Origin of the sequence: Rhizobium sp. P44RR-XXIV, assembly GCF_001999485.2 — a bacterium.
Lineage (GTDB): Bacteria > Pseudomonadota > Alphaproteobacteria > Rhizobiales > Rhizobiaceae > Rhizobium.
Window position 1 is genome coordinate 728,258 of sequence record NZ_MPVZ02000028.1, and the last position, 17,747, is coordinate 746,004.

General features: G+C 57.4%; 21 protein-coding genes, 1 tRNA gene and 1 pseudogene. 8 read left to right on the forward strand and 15 right to left on the reverse strand.

The features are described from left to right. Window positions 1-72: 72 nt before the first annotated feature. Window positions 73-495 (forward strand): helix-turn-helix transcriptional regulator, encoded by a 423-nt coding sequence (locus BSK43_RS20625; protein WP_068387113.1) that lies wholly within the window; start codon window positions 73-75, stop codon window positions 493-495. On the opposite strand, the gene lipB is transcribed toward BSK43_RS20625, so the two are convergent. Then, on the reverse strand, window positions 492-1,208 hold the full coding sequence (gene lipB, locus BSK43_RS20630; protein WP_077471048.1) for a lipoyl(octanoyl) transferase LipB: 717 nt from the start codon (window positions 1,206-1,208) through the stop codon (window positions 492-494). The genes BSK43_RS20625 and lipB overlap by 4 nt on opposite strands. A gap of 242 nt (window positions 1,209-1,450) precedes the next feature. On the opposite strand from lipB, the gene BSK43_RS20635 reads away from it, so the two are divergent. Continuing rightward, window positions 1,451-1,535 (forward strand) — tRNA-Leu (locus BSK43_RS20635). A gap of 177 nt (window positions 1,536-1,712) precedes the next feature. Here the strand turns inward: BSK43_RS20635 and BSK43_RS20640 are convergent. The 3 genes from BSK43_RS20640 to BSK43_RS35140 form a co-directional block, all read right to left on the reverse strand. After that, window positions 1,713-1,985: a hypothetical protein gene (locus BSK43_RS20640; protein WP_068386877.1), complete on the reverse strand. Its 273-nt coding sequence runs from the start codon at window positions 1,983-1,985 to the stop codon at window positions 1,713-1,715. A gap of 165 nt (window positions 1,986-2,150) precedes the next feature. Beyond that, window positions 2,151-2,312, reverse strand: coding sequence for a hypothetical protein (locus tag BSK43_RS35135; protein ID WP_169055434.1), 162 nt, complete (start codon window positions 2,310-2,312; stop codon window positions 2,151-2,153). A 212-nt stretch (window positions 2,313-2,524) separates the two neighbouring features. After that, on the reverse strand, window positions 2,525-2,692 hold the full coding sequence (locus BSK43_RS35140; RefSeq protein ID WP_169055435.1) for a hypothetical protein: 168 nt from the start codon (window positions 2,690-2,692) through the stop codon (window positions 2,525-2,527). Between the two features lie 572 nt (window positions 2,693-3,264). On the opposite strand from BSK43_RS35140, the gene BSK43_RS20645 reads away from it, so the two are divergent. Beyond that, the gene (locus BSK43_RS20645; RefSeq protein ID WP_077471049.1) at window positions 3,265-3,585 is read left to right on the forward strand and encodes a hypothetical protein; all 321 of its coding nucleotides are present in this window, start codon (window positions 3,265-3,267) and stop codon (window positions 3,583-3,585) included. Between the two features lie 580 nt (window positions 3,586-4,165). Continuing rightward, the gene (locus BSK43_RS20650; protein WP_077471050.1) at window positions 4,166-4,699 is read left to right on the forward strand and encodes a hypothetical protein; all 534 of its coding nucleotides are present in this window, start codon (window positions 4,166-4,168) and stop codon (window positions 4,697-4,699) included. Between the two features lie 66 nt (window positions 4,700-4,765). Here the strand turns inward: BSK43_RS20650 and BSK43_RS20655 are convergent, their stop codons facing one another. Continuing rightward, a complete protein-coding gene (locus BSK43_RS20655) occupies window positions 4,766-5,260 on the reverse strand; it encodes a peptide deformylase (RefSeq protein WP_077471051.1) in 495 nt (164 codons plus the stop codon). Between the two features lie 307 nt (window positions 5,261-5,567). Between BSK43_RS20655 and BSK43_RS20660 the strand changes: the two genes are divergently transcribed. Further along, complete coding sequence (locus BSK43_RS20660; protein WP_034480869.1) at window positions 5,568-5,957, forward strand: MerR family DNA-binding transcriptional regulator; 390 nt, start codon at window positions 5,568-5,570, stop codon at window positions 5,955-5,957. 97 nt (window positions 5,958-6,054) lie between these two features. Beyond that, window positions 6,055-6,492 (forward strand): hypothetical protein, encoded by a 438-nt coding sequence (locus BSK43_RS20665; protein WP_077471052.1) that lies wholly within the window; start codon window positions 6,055-6,057, stop codon window positions 6,490-6,492. A 57-nt stretch (window positions 6,493-6,549) separates the two neighbouring features. Here the strand turns inward: BSK43_RS20665 and BSK43_RS20670 are convergent, their stop codons facing one another. From BSK43_RS20670 to BSK43_RS20680, 3 genes are all read right to left on the reverse strand, one after another. Beyond that, on the reverse strand, window positions 6,550-7,023 hold the full coding sequence (locus BSK43_RS20670; RefSeq protein WP_077471053.1) for an isoprenylcysteine carboxylmethyltransferase family protein: 474 nt from the start codon (window positions 7,021-7,023) through the stop codon (window positions 6,550-6,552). A 12-nt stretch (window positions 7,024-7,035) separates the two neighbouring features. Next, entirely contained in the window at window positions 7,036-8,025 is a 990-nt protein-coding gene (locus BSK43_RS20675; RefSeq protein WP_077471054.1) for a DUF1624 domain-containing protein, read from the reverse strand. 63 nt (window positions 8,026-8,088) lie between these two features. Continuing rightward, on the reverse strand, window positions 8,089-8,781 hold the full coding sequence (locus BSK43_RS20680) for a DUF599 family protein (protein WP_077471055.1): 693 nt from the start codon (window positions 8,779-8,781) through the stop codon (window positions 8,089-8,091). Between the two features lie 200 nt (window positions 8,782-8,981). Between BSK43_RS20680 and BSK43_RS20685 the strand changes: the two genes are divergently transcribed. After that, a complete protein-coding gene (locus BSK43_RS20685; protein ID WP_077471056.1) occupies window positions 8,982-10,391 on the forward strand; it encodes an L-serine ammonia-lyase in 1,410 nt (469 codons plus the stop codon). A 58-nt stretch (window positions 10,392-10,449) separates the two neighbouring features. Next, window positions 10,450-10,884: a DUF1489 family protein gene (locus BSK43_RS20690; RefSeq protein WP_068386852.1), complete on the forward strand. Its 435-nt coding sequence runs from the start codon at window positions 10,450-10,452 to the stop codon at window positions 10,882-10,884. 13 nt (window positions 10,885-10,897) lie between these two features. Here BSK43_RS20690 and BSK43_RS20695 read toward each other — a convergent pair whose 3' ends face one another. The 7 genes and pseudogenes from BSK43_RS20695 to BSK43_RS20725 all read right to left on the reverse strand — a co-directional run bounded on the left by BSK43_RS20695 (window position 10,898) and on the right by BSK43_RS20725 (window position 17,447). Next, the gene (locus BSK43_RS20695) at window positions 10,898-11,173 is read right to left on the reverse strand and encodes a hypothetical protein (protein WP_077471057.1); all 276 of its coding nucleotides are present in this window, start codon (window positions 11,171-11,173) and stop codon (window positions 10,898-10,900) included. 129 nt (window positions 11,174-11,302) lie between these two features. Next, window positions 11,303-12,810, reverse strand: a pseudogene (locus BSK43_RS20700) (D-alanyl-D-alanine carboxypeptidase). 116 nt (window positions 12,811-12,926) lie between these two features. Then, window positions 12,927-13,697, reverse strand: a complete 771-nt coding sequence (locus BSK43_RS20705; RefSeq protein WP_077471059.1) for a hypothetical protein — start codon at window positions 13,695-13,697, stop codon at window positions 12,927-12,929. Window positions 13,698-14,038: 341 nt separating this feature from the next. Next, window positions 14,039-14,644: a transglutaminase-like cysteine peptidase gene (locus BSK43_RS20710; protein WP_077471060.1), complete on the reverse strand. Its 606-nt coding sequence runs from the start codon at window positions 14,642-14,644 to the stop codon at window positions 14,039-14,041. A gap of 390 nt (window positions 14,645-15,034) precedes the next feature. Further along, window positions 15,035-15,997 (reverse strand): prolyl aminopeptidase, encoded by a 963-nt coding sequence (gene pip / locus BSK43_RS20715; protein WP_077471174.1) that lies wholly within the window; start codon window positions 15,995-15,997, stop codon window positions 15,035-15,037. Window positions 15,998-16,070: 73 nt separating this feature from the next. After that, entirely contained in the window at window positions 16,071-16,700 is a 630-nt protein-coding gene (locus BSK43_RS20720) for a PilZ domain-containing protein (protein WP_077471061.1), read from the reverse strand. A gap of 84 nt (window positions 16,701-16,784) precedes the next feature. Then, the gene (locus tag BSK43_RS20725; RefSeq protein WP_169055436.1) at window positions 16,785-17,447 is read right to left on the reverse strand and encodes a PAS domain-containing protein; all 663 of its coding nucleotides are present in this window, start codon (window positions 17,445-17,447) and stop codon (window positions 16,785-16,787) included. Between the last annotated feature and the right edge of the window lie 300 nt (window positions 17,448-17,747).

The window sequence follows — 17,747 nt, forward strand, 5'->3', positions numbered from 1 at the left end:
TTTTGGAAACGGCTAAAACAGATAGGCGCTGCGCATGAATTCGTCGGCGCGGCCAAGAAAGGGATCGCACCGATGTTCAAGACCGAACAAGAGACGACCGTTTTTTCGGACGAGGGCGGCGATACCTTGGGCGGCCGGCTCTCCATGGCGCGTGACGCTGCCGGCATCAATCTCGAGACGCTGGCGAACAAGCTTGGCGTCAGCGAGGAAACGATGCTTGCATGGGAATCCGATCGCTCCGAACCCGCGCCATCCACTCTGATCAAGATGTCGGATCTTTTCGGCGTCTCGCCCGCCTGGTTGATGACCGGAACCGGCGACGGGCCAGGCGACGACAGTGACGAGCGGGCGCTGGTGGCCGTGAGAAATGAACTTTCGCGGCTAAGGTCTGCCCATCAGGAAATCGGCCGGCTGATCGAAGCGACCACCAGCCAGATCGAACGGCTCGATCATCAGATCCGCCTGCGCAATGTCAGCAAGGATATCGCCCATTAGGCGTCATTGACGGTTTCTCCGAAGACTTCTTCGAAAGCATTGCGAAGACGGACATCCACATCTGTCATCATGACGGGCAGGCCAAGGTCGACCAGGCTGGTCACGCCATAGGCTGAAATCCCGCAGGGTACGATGCCGGTGAAATGGCCGAGATCGGGGTCGACGTTCAGCGAGAGGCCGTGAAACGTCACCCATTTGCGCACGCGGATGCCGAGGGCGGCAATCTTGTCCTCGGCCATGGTTCCGTCCGGCAGCGCCGGCCGTTCCGGGCGCTTCACCCAGACACCGACACGATCCTCGCGCCGCTCGCCGCGTACGTTCATCGATTCGAGGGTGCGGATGATGACCTCTTCGAGAGAGGCCACGAAAGCGCGGATATCCTGCCGGCGACACTTCAGATCGAGCATGACATAGGCAACGCGCTGACCTGGCCCGTGATAGGTGTATTCACCGCCACGCCCGGTGGCGAAGACCGGAAAGCGATCCGGCTCTATGAGGTCAGCCGCATTGGCGCTGGTGCCGGCCGTATAAAGAGGTGGGTGCTCCACCAGCCAGACGAGTTCCGGCGAACGACCGTCGGCAATAGCTGCGACTTCGGCTTCCATGGCCGCCACCGCTTCGTCATAGGGCACGAGGCCATCGGCGATGCGCCAGCGCACCGGCGGGGTGCCTTGCGAGGGAAACATTTGATGTGAGAGTTCGGTGCGAAGCATCTGGCAGTCCTTTGCGCCAATCCGGCAGACCGCTGATATGGGAAAACCGGTGCGCCGACGGTTGTCCACATATGGAGGTATTCGGACGGAAATTCAAACATCTACGGCACTTGTTCGACAATTCGGGACCGGCAATCCGGGGAGCTGTGCAGGAATTTAAAAAAACTGACACATCGCTCTTGTGCCCCCCGAATGCTTTTGCTACATGCAGCCGCGCCGGAGCAATTCGGCCCTACCACGATGCGGTCGTGGCGGAATTGGTAGACGCGCAGCGTTGAGGTCGCTGTGGGGCAACCCGTGGAAGTTCGAGTCTTCTCGACCGCACCAAATACTACAAGAAAAGCCCGCTGTTGCGGGCTTTTTCTTTTTAATCTCCTTACAAAAGATGTGATGTTGGACACCGGGCTGATTTGGCCGATCGCCGAAAATCGCTTGCCGGAGCGCAGGTTTCCTGCCTTGTTTTTATCCAAGCTCGACGAATTGGCCGCCTAGGACTGCAGAAGATCACTGCCGGCGGCCGCCAGTCCAGTCTGGGGCTTCCGACCAATTTTCGCCATCGCTCAGAGCACCGGCTGGCGGCAGATCGCCGATGACGACGGTTGTGTACAGTTGGTCGTCATTGATTCTTGTTCCGATCTGATAGATCTGCAGCCAATTGCCTGTCGGCTCCGTCTTGACGAATTGACCGACGCTGAACGGAACCGGCTGGTCGCTGATCTCGAGGATGTGGAAGGGTTGTTCGGTAATCTTTTTCGTAAAGCCGACAACGTGACGCATGAGACTGCCTCCTGATCGAATGGGTACTAGCCAAACGACAGCTTCGTCCTGGTTGTTCCGGATTCTTTTCAATGAATGGCGCCTCGTACGCGACAATGCAGATATTCACACCGTAGTTTCGGCCGACTCAGCATTGAAGTCGACGACCGCTGAACCTCCTGGCTTTCAGGAGATGAGCACCTGTGATGCTTCATCCGGAAGCAATTCCGATTCGTCCGGAATGGTCTGCTTCGATTCCGTCACGCGATCCATTTCGTCTTCCGCTTTGAGAAGATCATGCAGTTTCTGGTCGGTGAGAATATTGTCGCCATTGTCATGTGAGGTCATTCGGGCAACTCCTTGACCTCTGCAGGCGAGAGCGCAAGGCTCTCGATTGCTGGCGCCTACGGGTTCAATTGCCAGCCATGTTGCCAAACTATGCCCATTTGTGGGCCAAGGCCAGTCATTTCGTCGCTGCAGATGCTCAATCGATCGGCGCATATCTTTTCTATGAGTGCCGATTCTCAGAAAAAAGGGCGGCTTGCGCCGCCCCTCCGTTCTTATCTGCAGACCCTGACGGCCTTGACGATCCACTTGCCGTGGACCTTCACCTTATGATGCTCGGTGTGGCACGCCGGCTTGTGATGATGGCGGGGAGCCGCGTATGCCTGGCCCGATGCAACGATCGCAGAAGCAGCAAACATAGCCGCAAGAGTGAATTTACGCATTTCATAGCTCCAAATGTTTGAGGGCACGCAGATGCGTACGCCATCAATGGTTAACGAAAGCCTATTAATTGTTCGCTCACCTTAGCTTTCGGCCATCTCCAAACCCTCATGGGCAAAGGCGGAGCCGATGGCCATAGGGGACGTTGTCAAGAAAAATGCCCTGGAAGGGAGAGCATCCAGGGCATAAGGAGGGGAACTGCCTAAAAGAGAATAGGGCGACATCGGCACACTTCAAGGCTTCAACTTCGCGGTAATGCACGCGAGTTCGCAGCTGAGTCTGCATGGAAGATCGCGAAACAGTGATCGCGAATTGGCAACTGTTCGAAAACCCAAGCTTCCAGCTCTATTCCGACGGTGCTAGCGTCTGACAACGATACGGGATTTGGATTTTTCTTGCCGCGGAGCGGTTCGTGACCGTCGATGCGATTTCACATCATGTGAAGCTGACGCGCCAATTCATTGAATGGACAGAAGGCGCGGGTGGAAACACTTCGCAACCGAGGGACAAATGCGAGAAATATTCCCTGGCTACAAATAGTCTCGTATGGCGGTCTATTGGACGGAGTAGAGACATGAGAGATCTTATCGGCGCGGCAAAATATCTGAGGATGTGCTGCAAGGCATCGTTAGTCGTGGCCTTGATCGGACTGCCTTCCCTGACCCAAGCCGCGGATACCAAGCCTGCTGCTGCCGGCAATTCGGCGTCAAGCTTCACCTATAGGCGGGCGGATCTTGGCAGCGGCTATTCGACCTCCAGTATCCTGAAGCTGCCCAACAATTCATCTTACTTCGTGACTTGCAATTGCGATGATCGCACATTGCAGGATCTCTCATGCCCGACCCAGGCTTACGCCTGCACCTGCGTGCCGCACGCCTACCTGATGTGCCAGTAAGGAAGGGCGGCAGCATGCGCGCCTCCTTTGCAGCAAGATTTCTGATCGCGGCCTCTATCGGGATCTACCTGCCGTCTGCGGCGCTCTGCCAGGACAGCTCTTCATCCTCGAGCGCCGGTGCCAATTATCCCTTTAGCGTGGGTTCTCGCCCTGCGGATGTTGGCCAGGGATTTTCGACTTACAGTGCGACCTCGGTGACGGCGGACCAGCGATTTCATGTCGAATGCAATTGTCGCGATTACACGCTCGTGGTGGCGACGTGTCCCGCTCCTCGCTATCAATGCTATTGCAGCCCGAGCGCGTCCCTTATCTGCGATTGAAGTCGCCGTAGGTAAAGTCGCCCCATATCGAGACTGGTTCGTACCTACCTGGGGCTGAGTCCGATGGCCCCTCGAATTGCCATCAAGGATTGATGGCCGGGCTAAGATACTATTTTCGATCGTTATTTTCGTACAGTCTGCGTTCATATTCGTCCGCATATGGTGTCATCCGTCGCCCCGAAATCGCGTGTCGATTGACAATCGGTAGGGACGATACGATTAATAGTTTCGACATTCGTCATAGAGCGGAGGATTTGCCAATGACTAGTCGTGCCATCCTGTTGATGTCTCTCGCGTCCCTTACGGTTGCAGGCTCGTTAGGCCTCGCTTCTTCGGCTTCTGCGCTAACCATGAAAGAATGCAGCGCCAAATATCAGGCTGCCAAGACTGCTGGTACCTTGAACGGCCAGAAGTGGAACGACTTCCGCGCAACGCAATGCAGCGCGGACGCAAGCGCCACGACCACCGCACCGGCAACGACTGCACCTGCTGCAACAACGCCGGCAAAGCCCGCGAAGACGACGGCAGCCGCCAAGGTTGACGCCAGCGAGCCGGATGCCACCAAGCCGCCGGCGACCGAACCGGCAAAGCCGACAATGGCAGCCCCGGCTGGCGTAAGCTTCCCGGCAAGCATTGATCCGAAGTATGCAAGCGACACGCCCGGCAAGGGTCGCTTCCACACCTGCGTCGACGCCTACAACGCCAACAAGGCGAAGAATTCGCTCGGCGGCCTGAAGTGGATCCAGAAGGGCGGCGGTTACTACAGCCTCTGCAATTCCAAACTCAAGGGCTAAGCCCTGGGTTGGATGAATTGATTGAACGGGCGCCTTCGCGGCGCCCGTTTCTCGTTCGAGGCAGGTTCAGGTCCGGATCTTTTCCCACTTCTTCGTCAAGCGGTCACGCTTGAGTTTCGAAAGACGCTGAAGCCAGAAGATGCCATCCAGCTGGTCGATCTCATGCTGGATGCAGATGGCAAGAAAGTCCTCGGCCGCCGCCTCGTGGGCCACGCCGTCGATATCCTGATAGCGAAAGCGGATGCATTTCGGCCTGACGATCTCTTCGGTCATGCCAGGCATGGATACGCTGCCCTCCATATGCCGCATGGTTTCTTCCGAGGATGAGAGGATCTCCGGATTGATATAGGTGCGCACGCCGTCTTCGCGGCTGAGTTCTATCACGACCACGCGTTTAAGCATGCCGACATGTGGGCCGGTGATGCCAACGCCGGGCGCGGCGCGCATCGTATCCAGCAGATCCGCCACAAGCGCGCGCAGATCGTCATCGAACACAGTGACCGGCGCGCAGGCGGTTCGCAGCAGCGGATCGGGGAAGCGGATGATGGGACGAACCGACACGGAATTCCCTATTGATCGAAGAGTGGTTTTAATACGAGGTCGAATGGATGTGATTCCTGCAGGCCTCTGGATTGATAGAGTACATTAGATTTTGTATCTATCCATCTATTGATAATGAGCTTTTCCCTTGCTCCATCTGTACTCAGATCGTCAGCTGGAGCTCGTGGCGAGGATTTAGCTATCCGGGTTTGCGGTGTCGCCGTTTGGGCATTCACGGCACGAGAATGCGAAAACGATGTCATTTTGGTGAAAATTGACTATTACGTAAAAGTCAATATTATAGTCCCCATCAAAAAGGGGCGGATTCTTGGTCGACGGATATTATAGCATAACGGAGCTTACACGGGAATTCGGGGTTTCCACCCGAACGCTGCGTTTCTACGAGGACGAAGGCCTTATCCACCCTGAGCGCCGGGGTCGCACGCGCCTGTTCCGTGCAGCCGACCGACGCCTGATCATGGAAATCCTGCGTGGGCGCCGCATCGGCTTTACTATCGCTGAAATCCGCGAAATCATCCAGGTCTACAAAGAACCTCCGGGCGAGATCGGCCAGCTGAAGCTGCTGATGAAGCGCGTCGACGAGAAGCGCGACGAGTTGCGCCAGAAGCGCAAGGATATCGATGATACCCTTAACGAGCTCGACAATGTCGAGGAGGCCTGTCTTGGGAGACTGGCTGATATTGGCGTTGGCACCTGATTACTGCACACAAGGGATAAACTTCCAACATTACGGCCATAGTTCCGGCGAGAATGCTTCTTAAAAAGCTGAGCGTTCTTGGGGAGTTATTGGCGTTATGGCAAAGCTTGGGGCCGCCTTTATTGCACTTGCAACAGCTCTGTTCGCCGGCCTTGGCAGCAGCTACGCAGCGGAGGCCGATACACCTGATACTCCAGTTGCATATGCCCTTCTTCTGGATGGCAAGGATGCGATTTATGGACAGGTCGTTTGTAAATTCTATGTTCGCTGCCAGCTTTTCGACAACGAGGAAAGTGGCGTCCGATTAAGTTTGACGCTTGATTCGAAGAGATTTTTAGCAGGCGAAGTCAGCGTAAGCTGCGGCAAACAAGATTGTTCTTTTCTGAGCGGGAAAACATCGACGCGGTTGGAGCAAACCCGTGACGAAAAGCGATCCGGTGAACTCGATCTCTACTCAGGTGAAGCTAACGGCATCGCGATGGACTTGGTTTATCGCGAAAGGACGAAGATCGGCCGGATCGCGATCCTCTTTTAGAAATGGCAATCACCGATACCACGGACTCCGCGACGGGAAGCGCAAGTCTATCCGATTTTAAAACCACCGTCGCGTGTGCTTGCAATAAAATTCGAACTCACAGCCGAAGCGGGATAGAAGATGCATTTCCTCGCAGCGGATGACGAGCAGGGTGGTCAGCGCAGCGGCGACCGCGGCCATTGCCACGAACCAGAGATTGCCGATCATCAGGCCAAGTCCGGCCGTCAGCAGCGTATAGCCGAGATAGGTCGGGTTGCGGGTGAAGCGAAATGGGCCTGATGTCACGAGATGTGTGCTGCAACGCTGGGTCAGCACGGTGGTGCGCCTCTCCACCAGCGTCTTGACGGCCCAGACATTCAGCGTCACCGCAAAGGCCGTGAGGATTGCCCCAATAGCCCATGCTATGATCGACCAGATGAAGGGCAAGGGCAATGGATCGTACCTTTGGAGGTACAATGCGATAAGGACCGCACCACTATAGATTAGCGGCGGCCACGGAAAACTCAGCGACTTCGAACGATAGGCATTCATAGAATAACCCTGTCATTGCGCTTCATCCGTGCATTGTATCGCGATTCGGTTTACTCGCTCATCACTATCTGCCTTGATCGCCCCGGAATTCAGGGGCGTGAAGAGATTTTGCGCCTGCAACTTGTCGAGAGTGCATTGGCAAAAGCTGCGGCACATGGCTTCACTGCCCGATCGCGTGCATGACGCCACGCATTGTCTGACATAGCCGACGGCCGGATCCTGCTGCGGGGCCGGGACAACGCTCGATATAAGAAAGACAAGACCAAACAACAGCGGCTGGTGAATGAGGTAGAAGGCCAGGCTGTGGCGACCGGCGCGGGCAATCAGATTGCTGCCCGGACCGAATTTCGCCAGCCATTTCAGCCAGCCGAAAGACATTGCCAGCTGCGCCATGCCGAGACCGAACAGAAACGGCGTCAGCCAGGGAAAGAGCGGCACATAGTCGTTCGATTGCTGCGGCGTCTCCGACAGGCCGACCCACCAGAGCCAAGGTGTATCGAAGGCGGCCGAATGCAGCGAGAAGGGCGCAATGACATTGTCGACGACGATGCCCGCCGCCAGCAAGGCGGCGATCAGCAGCGTCGCGAAAGCCGGCAGCCGCAGGAAAAGCAGGCCGATGATGCTGGCGGCCGCGATCGAATGAAGGATCCCGAAATAGATCCATCCCGCGCCGATCAGGAAATAGGTAACGAGCGAGATCGCCACGGCCGCGACCACGATCATTCCGAGGCGGCGCCAATAGGAGCGCCAGCGGATCTCGGGCGTATTGGCAAGCACAAGGCTGAAGCCAGCCAGAAACAGGAAGGTGCTGGCAATGGCGCGGGCATAGAGCTTCAACCAGCCCGTCTCCGCCGTGCCGCCATCAAGATAGCCGAAATACTCAAAATCCCAGGTGAAATGATAGCTCGCCATCGCCAAAAGCGCGATGCCACGCGCCGTATCCAGAATGCCGATGCGGGGCGTTTTTGCGGGCGCATCGGCGCTCTCGACGATCGCGACCATGGGGCGGGTCCTTCCAGGCATGAATTCAAATCGTTTGCGCCAGCTTGAGGCGGCGCGGCCTTGTCATGGCACATCGATATCCATGATGGCCAGACGGGCATCGGAAAAAAACTGCCGGCGGATCAGCACGACAATGATGAATATCGTCGTGGCCATGAAGACATAGGGGCTGAGGAACCAGCCGAGATAGCCGATCGACAGGAAGATCGCCCGCAGACCCGCGTTGAAATTGCGCGCGGCGATGACGTTCATGCGAATGACCCGCTCGGCGGCGCGTTCGGCGCGCACGGGATCGAGAATGGCATCCTCGACCATCGGCAGGGAACCGAAGAGAATGGTGCAGTAGTTGAACAGGCGATAGGCCCAGCCGAACTTGAAGAAGGCATAGCCGAACAGACAGGCCAGCCCTGCCACCTTGAGCTCGAAGGCCGCGCGGCCGCCATTGAGGATGAAGGGGAGGTCGGAGAAGAAGGCGTTGATCTTGTCCGTGGCGCCCAGCAGCGCGAAGCAGCTGCCAATGGCGAAGATCGAGGTCGAGGCGAAGAAGCCCGTACCGTTCTGCAGTCCGGAGAGGATTTGTGTATCGATCATCTTCAGATCGCGGCGCAGGGAATTATAGATCCATTCGCGGCGGCGCTCGTTCATCGCCAGTGTCAGGCTGGTGCGATTGAAGAAATGGGCGCTGCTGGTGATCCAGTTCAGCGCAATCCAGAGAAAGATGAAGAGGGCGAGGGCGACATAGTCGGCAGTCGTCATAAAAGCAGATTCCCCAGGATCGATCCGGTGTGGACTGTAACGCAGCTCCGGCCGTGTGCAATGGCCTTCTGTTTGCCTCGCCGAATGCCTATATGTTATGTCGCTGCCATGAAATCCGATGTCGGTTGATCGCCGTGCAAGGTTGCCCCGATAGCGTAGCCTTGCCAACAATCGATTTGCCGAGGAGGCACCAAAGGTCCATGTTTCTTTCTGTTTTCGATGTCTTCAAGATCGGTGTGGGACCGTCCAGCTCACACACGATGGGGCCAATGTCCGCCGCGAATCGTTTCCTCGATCTCGTGCTCTCGAACGAGTGGCCGCGCCCATCCTCGAATGTGCATGTCGCCTCGATCAAGGTCAGCCTCCACGGCTCGCTTGCCCATACGGGTATCGGCCATGGCACGGGCAGGGCCGTCATTCTCGGCCTGATGGGAGAGCGGCCTGATAATGTCGATCCGGACCAGATGGACGCCACTATTGACGAGGTCGAGCGCAGCGGGCGCATCACGCCGCCAGGCCATCCCGCCTACCAGTTTCAGCCCAGGACCGACCTTATCTTCGACAAGAAGGTGCCGTTGCCGGGCCATGCCAACGGCATGAGTTTTTCCGCCTTCGACAAGGACGAGCGCCTGCTTGTCAAACGCATCTACTACTCTGTGGGTGGCGGTTTCGTCGTCACCGATACCGAGCTGGAACAGATGAAGGCCGACAAGAAGAAGCCTGCGGCTGCGGGCGACCGCGTTCCATTCCCCTTCTCTAGTGCCAAGCAGATGCTCGAAATGGCAGAACGCTCCGGCCTCTCGATCGCGCAGATGAAGCGCGCCAACGAAGAGACCCGTATGAGCAGCGACGATCTGGATGCCGGGCTGGACCGCATCTGGGCCGCCATGAGCAGCTGCATCGACCGTGGTCTCAAGGTCGACGGCATCATGCCGGGCGGTCTGAAAGTGCGTCGCCGTGCCCGCGCCATTCACGACAAGCTGCAGGAGGAATGGCGCAGCAATCGTATCAATCCGCTGCTGGCCAATGATTGGCTGAGTGTCTACGCCATGGCGGTCAACGAGGAAAACGCGGCCGGCGGTCGCGTGGTGACCGCGCCGACCAACGGCGCTGCCGGCGTCATCCCGGCGACGGTCCGTTACTACCAGCATTTCCACGAGGATTGGGATCAGGACGGCATCCGCAACTATCTCCTGACGGCTGCAGCCGTCGGCGGCATCATCAAGCACAATGCCTCGATTTCCGGCGCCGAAGTCGGCTGTCAGGGCGAGGTGGGTTCGGCGGCTGCAATGGCGGCTGCGGGGCTTGCCGCCGTCATGGGCGCAACACCGGCGCAAATCGAAAATGCCGCGGAAATCGCCCTGGAGCATCATCTCGGCATGACCTGCGATCCGATCGCCGGCCTCGTCCAGGTGCCCTGCATCGAACGAAATGCCCTCGGCGCCGTCAAGGCTGTCACTGCCGCCTCGCTTGCCCTCAAGGGCGACGGCCAGCATTTCGTGCCGCTCGATGCCTGCATCGAAACCATGCGCCAGACCGGCAATGACATGAGCGAGAAGTACAAGGAAACCTCGCTGGGCGGCCTTGCGGTGAATGTGGTGGAATGCTGAGTGTGGATGCTTGATCTAGAGGCTTGACGCTGCCTGTCAAAAGGATTTCAACGGCGTTATGGCTTTGCATCTCATTAAATTATGCGTGGGCGCGGACTCGATTGATGATCTGCGCGAGTGGGTTTCCGAGCGGGCGATGAACGCCATCGCCGCCGGGCTCGAGCCCCATACTACCCATACAACGCGCATGGTGCCGAAGCGCGTCGACGATCTACTGGATGGGGGCTCGCTCTATTGGGTGATCAAGGGGCAGGTGCAGGCGCGGCAGAAGCTGCTCGGCATCGAGACCTTCACCGATGCGGAAGGGATACACCGCTGCCGGCTGATCCTGGACCCGAGCGTTGTTGAAACCACCGGCCAGCCGCGCCGACCGTTCCAGGGCTGGCGTTATCTGCCTCAGGAAGATGTGCCGCGCGATCTCGACAGTCTCGGCGCTGCTGCAGAAATGCCCGCCGACCTGCGGCGGGAACTTTCCGAACTCGGATTGCTGTAAGATAGGCGCCTGCTTAGCGCAGGCGCATCATGACCGGTGCTCGACCGCTCGGCGCGGTGATGTGCAGATGGATATGTGCGTCGGGCTGCGAGTAGCGCCAGGCTCTTGCTCCATGGCAAAGCAGGATGCCGATCAGGTCTTTCGTCTTGCTGCGCGGTCGCGAACGGTTCAGACCAAGGTCCGCCAACCGCATCGCTGCCTCATGCAGCGGATGAAGAGCAAAGCTCTTCGGTTTCATCTTGCCCCCGCCATCGAGCGAGAAACCAGGAAAGTTCTCGTTCACTGCCATTTCAAATCCCCGTACACGTTACAAACTCAGGGCCGGCCCGATGACATTCGGAACCGGAGGGGGTCAGGCATCCTCAATGGACACCGGACCAATTCTCAAACAATGCGGTGCAAAAACGCGGCCGCACCCTTATTCTGTACTTGCCCAGCACTTCACGCCGGCGCGCTTGAGAGCCTTGCAGGCGTTGATTGCCGCATTCTGATCTTCGAAGCCGCCGAAGCGCGCGCGATAGCCGCCATCGAAGGCGACAGTGTAAGGCTTGGCGGAGCGGAGCGCCTTGCCGCCCTTGTTTTTGGCTGCGTCGAGAAGATCGCTGGCGCCATCCTTGCTGGAGGAAATGCCGATCTGCACGACCCAGCCGGTGGGTTCGCGCTCGGCCTTGCCTGCCTTTGCAACCTTCTCCGTCTTTTCAGCCTTCTCGGCCCGCTGCAACTTCACGACCTTCGTATCGTCCTTGGATGTCGAAGCGGTCGTAACGGTATCGATCTCGTCCTCATCGGCACTGTCGGAAGCCGATATAGACGCAACTTCGTCAGAGGCAGGGCTCTGGACAGGCTTGGTCGTAAGCAGCGGATTGGTGGATCTTGGCGCTACTGCGGCAAATGCCGCGGCGCTGGAAGGTTGTTGCGTCTCGACTGCTTCCGCGGTCTCGTCGTTCTTGATCTTGCCACGGGTCACGTCACCAAAACGGGCGCTTGCGACCTGGACATTCGGTGACGTCGCCGGTGTATGCGCGATGACATCCGAAGCGATGTGCCTCGTCGAGGCTTCCGGCAGATATTGAGCGATCAGCTTGCGCATCTGATTGTCACGGGCCGGCGTCGAGGCACCCCCGAGGACGACGCCGACGATAGAGCGCCCATCAACCTTCACGGAGGTCGCAAGATTATATCCTGCGGCGCGCGTATAGCCCGTCTTGATGCCGTCGACACCGCGCACCGAACCGATCAGATGGTTATGCCCCGGGATAATCCGGTTGCCGAGGCGAAAGCTCGTCTCGGAAAAGAAGCCGTAATATTGCGGAAAATGTTCACGCAGGGCGATGCCGAGGCGCGCCTGATCGCGCGCCGTCGTCATCTGCGCCGTATTCGGCAGGCCGTTCGGATTGCGATAGGTGGTGCGTGTCATGCCGAGCGCACGCGCCTTGTCATTCATCATGCGGGCAAAGCCCTCTTCGGAGCCGCCGAGCATTTCGCCAAGCCCCATCGCGGCATCGTTGGCGGATTTGGTGACGATGCCGAGGATTTCGCCTCGCGGACCGTCACGGAGCGACCGGCGCCGATGCCGAGCTTGGTCGGTGCCTGGCCAGCGGCATTCCTGGAGAATACGACGGGTGTATCGAGAGTGATGCGGCCCGCTTCCAGCGCTTCGAAGGTCAGATAGACCGTCATCATCTTGGTCAGCGAGGCGGGATAGTGAAGCGTATCGGCGTTTTCACTGTAGAGAACATTGCCCGTATTGGCGTCGATGACAATGCCGGCATATTTCGAGCCGCTGGCAGCATCCGCCTCAAAACTTACGGTAATCGTCGCTGTTGCAAGCGAAAAACCGAGAAGCATTTTCGCCAGAATCTTGCCGGATTGAGACGACGATACGGGAAGGATTGTTCTGGACACTAAATCACTCTCTGCTTGCATTTACATTCTCGATGATCCGGCCGCCGCCTCCAGAAACGCCCGTTGGGTGGAGACTAAGGGCTTAGCGTTACCAATCGGTTTATGATGAACTTTTGGTTTCAGGTTTTTGCGCCATTTTAGCGACCATCAACAGCCGGCGCTGCGGGGCTGGCGGTATTCACCAGATGCGCCTTGATGAAGTCCTGCACGCTGGCATCCATAATCCGCCAGTCTCCAAGCTGGTTGCTGGAGAAGCGATAGAGCACGCTCAAATCCTTGCCGACCTTGACGTCTCTCTGACAGTCGCCGCTGGTCGCCTGGTCGGGCGAGGGAGGCAGAATACAGCGTACCACGTAATCCGGCTGGTCAGGACGGGCAGCCGTCAGAAGTACCTCGTCATTGTAACCGGCGTCCGCACGCAGGCGATGGGCAGTCAGCCCATAGGGGCCGGCATAGGCGGCACCATCCATAATATGTGAATAGATCGGCTCGAGCCGGCCGGACATGTCGCGCGACATCGTACTCTGGCTGAGCTGAAGGAAGATCAGGGAAGACGATTGTGAGATGTCATCGAATCGCAGGCGATCGGCTTCGGCATAGCCCTGCATTTGCGGCCAGGTGAGGTAAAGATCGACACGATCGGCTGCTCCATCGACACGCTCGCTCGGGAAACGAATGGTGTTTGCCGTCAGGCGAAGCGTGTCCTCGCCGATCGTCACGGAAACGGGTCTCGTATCCGTCGTATGGCCGGCCAGCGAAATCTTTTCACCAAGCCAATGACCACCAACGGATATGCCGACGGTGAGGGCGGCCAGAATGGCAATGCCAGCCGTGAGCCGATAGACCAAGCCGCTTGATATCAGCGGCCGCTCTTCGATCATTGTGGCGGATGACGGAGAAGAAACCATGCTCTTGCCTTCATTTCCTTCCGCCCCGGAAACGATCCTCAATTCGATGAAGGATAGATCCGCCGCGGCATCAGACCTTTGATGAGTCTTGTCGAGAAAATGATTGGCGCCTTGATGGTTAATGAAGCTTTAAAAATATGTCGGCAGACATTCTATTTGCGTGCCGATCTGCATGCCGATTGCCGAGCGTCTTGAAATAGGCCGACAGTAACGAAAAGAGCCGTTCCCGGGACAGTGGGAACGGCTCAGAGGCACCGGCCTGGACAGAAGTCGGGGACAAGACCGGGCCTCTGATGTTGATCACCGGCGCTAGGTCGCCGATGACCCTGTATCCTGTGTATTTACTTCAGACTGCCGACTGCGACTGCGCGGCCGTCCTGTATCTTCACCCAGCGGGCCGGATCGTCGGCGGACTGGCGCTTGAGGAAGGTGTACTCGGTCTCCGACCAGAGCTTCACCTTGTTGCGCATGTTGTCGAGAACGAAGTCGCCGCGATCGGTGCGAACGGTCAGAACGGCATGGCCTTCGCCATTCGGCTGCAGCACGACGGTCATCAGGAGATCGGAAGGAGAGAAGCCCGCATCGATCAACTGCTTGCGCTTCAGCAGCGCGAAATCTTCACAGTCGCCGGCAGTGGTCGGGATCGCCCACTTTTCCTCGACGCCGTAGAGTTCCATGTCGGTCATCGGCTTGATCGTCGTGTTGACCGTGTAGTTGATCTTCAGGATCGTCTTCCAGTTATCCTGGTTGAGAATGATCGCCCCGGCATCGCCGCCGGCATAGGCGCATTCCCTAGGGTTCTGCTTGCAGAATTCGTAGTGACCGATCGGGGGAGCTGCGTCACCGGTAATCGTCATGTTGGCAGGAGCCGCCTGAGCCAGGCCAAAGAAGCCGAGCGTGGCGAGTGCCAATGCGGCGCAGCCGCTGAGTACGAATTGAAAGTTCATGTCCCTGTCCCTTTTTTGTTGGGAGCAGAATGACACTCATCATTTTACCTGACGCAAAATTACGTAGTCAAATTAAGGGCTTAATTGATTCAAATCCGGATCGAATTTTCATAAAACACGCAGAAAACTTGAGGCAATTTTTCGGAAAATTCGATTAAAATTTGAATGTTTCCGGTATCGGATCTAGGTCGTCGAAATAAAGTACCACACTGTTTTGCAATGGTTTCTCGCCAACCGGATTCTTAACGGAGAGAGCTTTTTCGGGCCGGAATTCGTCCCAAAATGAAACATCGAATCCGCATTGCGGCTTCAATGCGATGCCCAAAGGGGCTGAACAGACACAAAGCTGTGCCATTCCGGGAAAACGTGCTCAAAATATTTTTGAATATTTTATCGCTGGTTGAGCGTGCGAAGCGCATCGGTCACGCCGACGATGGCGATGGTCATATCCGAGGTTGCGAGCGAATGAGTGGCGCTGGGAACGATCACCAGCTTGGCTTCAGGCCATGCCTGCGACAATTCCCAGGCCGTAATGACGGGGGCCTCCAAATCGAGACGCCCCTGGATCATTGTGCATGGAATGCCGGCGAGCCGCTTGACGTCCCGCAAGATCTGCTCCTCCTCCAGCCAGGCCAGATGGTGAAAGTAATGCGTGATGATGCGTGCTCGCGCCGTTAGATAGCGTGGGTCGGACCAGCGCGCCGGCATGGTGGCACGAGGGTCGACTAGGATCGAGGTAGCCTCCCACTCATGCCAATCCTTTGCGGCCTTGATGTGGATTGCCGGATCCGGATTGCACAGAAGGCGATAATAGACCTCCACGAGATCGCCATCGCGATCCTGCACCGGCAAAGCCGCGCGAAAGCGCGCCCATTCCTCGGGAAAGAACCGGCCAAGGCCATGGTAGAGCCAGTCTATTTCCGATTGTCTCGTCATCGTGACACCGACAACGAGCAGAGATGCAATGCGATCCGGGTGGGTTTCGGCATAGAGGAGGGCAAGCGTGCAGCCCCATGAATTGCCGAATACGATCCAGCGCTCAACACCGAAGAGTTGCCTTAGCTGCTCGATATCGGCGACCGTATGCCATGTCGTATTGGCTGACATATCGATTTCGGGTTCGGATGCATGCGGCACGCTGTTGCCGCAGCCGCGCTGATCGAACTGGATGATTCTATAATGCTGCGGATCGAAATAGCGCCGTGTACTGGCGGAACTGCCGGAGCCTGGTCCGCCATGCAGGATGAGAACGGGCAGGCCCTCGGGATTTCCGGATTGCGTCCAGAAAACCCGCTGGCCGTCGCCGACATCCAGCAAGCCCTCATCATAAGAAACCAGGTCGGGATAGAGCATCTCGTCGTCACGCATCGAAGAGAAAGACAAGCGTCGCTATTTCAAGACGCTGCGTAACAAGAGCATGACAGTATCAGAGAAATTCGCGCAGGGTCTCGCGCGACTGCAGGGAGAGAAACTCGATTGCGACGCCTTCCATGAAGTGGCGGACTATGCGGCCACGCATGTTGCCAAGGCGGACCGCGGTGCCGATAGGCGGGCGAACTTCAAGATCGACTGCAGCCCCTGAAAGCGAAAGGTCCATGATGCGGCAGATATATTGCGTGCCGTCTTCAAGAGTAAGTTCGCTACTGGTGCTGCGTGGCGTCAGGCGATCGTGACGGCGATCTTCCGGCAGGCCGAGTTCATGCTTGTTGGCAAGCCACGTCAGCTGAGCTGCGAGCTTCTCGCGCTTCCGCTCGGTGGCGTTGATCGACATGCTGAAGCCGCGACCATCGACAGCAACAACATTGCCCTCAACACGGCCAAGATGATCGACATAAGCGATCACTCGCTCACCGGAGCGTGGACGTCCCAAGCAGGTGACATACATGTCGCCGGGCGACATTTCTGTGACCAGGCACTCGTATTCCTCATAATTTGCCAGCATCAGGCGGCCCTGCATATTGATCGGAACCCGCTGAAAGGTCCGCTGATCGCCGCGCGCGCCATTGCCTGCAAATTGATTTGACCGAGTCGCATGGGCCGGCTGGAACAAATGCATGGAGAAGCTTCTTTAACCGATTGCGTCGACTGCAATATTTAGCCGAAACTTCTTAAGGTATGGTTGTCTTTCCCAAGGCATGACTTAGAGATGACGGCGAATTTTGTCTCGCGATGGTTCAATCTCGCCAGCATCTCGTGCAGCAACAGACCGATTTAGCTTCTTTCTCATCCACTCACCTAGGCCGATACTCTCCTGGGTTGGTAGAAGATCGCTCGGATCCGGATGGGGAGGCAAATCCAGGAGGCGGGCAGGGCGGTCGTAAAGCAGGCGGCTGCGATCGAGCGCCAGGAACTCGAGACGCTCGTTGCCGAGCCATGCCGAACGAGCGGCCGGCGTCAGACATCCCAGCAACCTGTCGCATGCGTTGTGGGAGGTTCGCAACGGCATCAGTACCAGTTCGAAGGTCATGCTGCGGCCACTGATGCAATAACCCGTCGCGTTGATCAAGGCGGGAACGACATGTGTCATCACGCCAGCGGCGATGCGCACCGGGTCTTCCTGCTGGCTTCCGGCCCATAGTGCTGCAAAATTCTCTCCGCGAATCTCACGGCCCATGAGATTACAGATTGCCGTGCCGGCGAGGCGGAAACGCGGATTGTCGTCAGCAGTGTTCTCCAGGATAAACAGCTCAGGAAGAATATGGCTGACCGCCGATGGCTGTATCAGATTGCGCATGGGGGCATCCGTATCGCCACGGATCCGCTCCCAGTAGGTAAATAACTCGATGCTCGTTGCCTGGCGCATGATACGTCCGTGTCCCATTTTAGCTCAACTTCAAGGGCGTTCATCGCCCTCACATCAAGCCTTGCTAGTTTCGTGCCAGAGCCGGGCCGTTAGGGTTAATGAATGGTTTCGATTGCCTCGGGCGGCACCAAATGAAAGAAGCTTTTCATCACTTCACCAAGTGACCTTCAGCACGAACTTTCCGGGCGTGGGACAGGCTTTTCCAAGCCTATTCCGCAGAGAAGCGCCCGATGCGCCGCCCGGCATGACTGGGCGGCTTTTTTTTTGAGTTTTGCTGGGCTATGTGTCGGTCACATCTAC

Excerpts from the sequence above, each read along its gene's own strand:
- BSK43_RS35140 (WP_169055435.1), bottom strand. The coding sequence starts at position 2,692 with ATGCGTAAATTCACTCTTGCGGCTATGTTTGCTGCTTCTGCGATCGTT.
- BSK43_RS20705 (WP_077471059.1), bottom strand. The coding sequence starts at position 13,697 with ATGGTTTCTTCTCCGTCATCCGCCACAATGATCGAAGAGCGGCCGCTG.
- BSK43_RS20645 (WP_077471049.1), top strand. The coding sequence starts at position 3,265 with ATGAGAGATCTTATCGGCGCGGCAAAATATCTGAGGATGTGCTGCAAG.
- BSK43_RS20670 (WP_077471053.1), bottom strand. The coding sequence starts at position 7,023 with ATGAATGCCTATCGTTCGAAGTCGCTGAGTTTTCCGTGGCCGCCGCTA.
- BSK43_RS20665 (WP_077471052.1), top strand. The coding sequence starts at position 6,055 with ATGGCAAAGCTTGGGGCCGCCTTTATTGCACTTGCAACAGCTCTGTTC.
- lipB (WP_077471048.1), bottom strand. The coding sequence starts at position 1,208 with ATGCTTCGCACCGAACTCTCACATCAAATGTTTCCCTCGCAAGGCACC.
- pip (WP_077471174.1), bottom strand. The coding sequence starts at position 15,997 with ATGCTCTATCCCGACCTGGTTTCTTATGATGAGGGCTTGCTGGATGTC.
- BSK43_RS20625 (WP_068387113.1), top strand. The coding sequence starts at position 73 with ATGTTCAAGACCGAACAAGAGACGACCGTTTTTTCGGACGAGGGCGGC.
- BSK43_RS20710 (WP_077471060.1), bottom strand. The coding sequence starts at position 14,644 with ATGAACTTTCAATTCGTACTCAGCGGCTGCGCCGCATTGGCACTCGCC.
- BSK43_RS20640 (WP_068386877.1), bottom strand. The coding sequence starts at position 1,985 with ATGCGTCACGTTGTCGGCTTTACGAAAAAGATTACCGAACAACCCTTC.
- BSK43_RS20675 (WP_077471054.1), bottom strand. The coding sequence starts at position 8,025 with ATGGTCGCGATCGTCGAGAGCGCCGATGCGCCCGCAAAAACGCCCCGC.
- BSK43_RS20725 (WP_169055436.1), bottom strand. The coding sequence starts at position 17,447 with ATGCGCCAGGCAACGAGCATCGAGTTATTTACCTACTGGGAGCGGATC.
- BSK43_RS20650 (WP_077471050.1), top strand. The coding sequence starts at position 4,166 with ATGACTAGTCGTGCCATCCTGTTGATGTCTCTCGCGTCCCTTACGGTT.
- BSK43_RS20695 (WP_077471057.1), bottom strand. The coding sequence starts at position 11,173 with ATGGCAGTGAACGAGAACTTTCCTGGTTTCTCGCTCGATGGCGGGGGC.
- BSK43_RS20720 (WP_077471061.1), bottom strand. The coding sequence starts at position 16,700 with ATGCATTTGTTCCAGCCGGCCCATGCGACTCGGTCAAATCAATTTGCA.
- BSK43_RS35135 (WP_169055434.1), bottom strand. The coding sequence starts at position 2,312 with ATGACCTCACATGACAATGGCGACAATATTCTCACCGACCAGAAACTG.
- BSK43_RS20690 (WP_068386852.1), top strand. The coding sequence starts at position 10,450 with ATGGCTTTGCATCTCATTAAATTATGCGTGGGCGCGGACTCGATTGAT.
- BSK43_RS20685 (WP_077471056.1), top strand. The coding sequence starts at position 8,982 with ATGTTTCTTTCTGTTTTCGATGTCTTCAAGATCGGTGTGGGACCGTCC.
- BSK43_RS20680 (WP_077471055.1), bottom strand. The coding sequence starts at position 8,781 with ATGACGACTGCCGACTATGTCGCCCTCGCCCTCTTCATCTTTCTCTGG.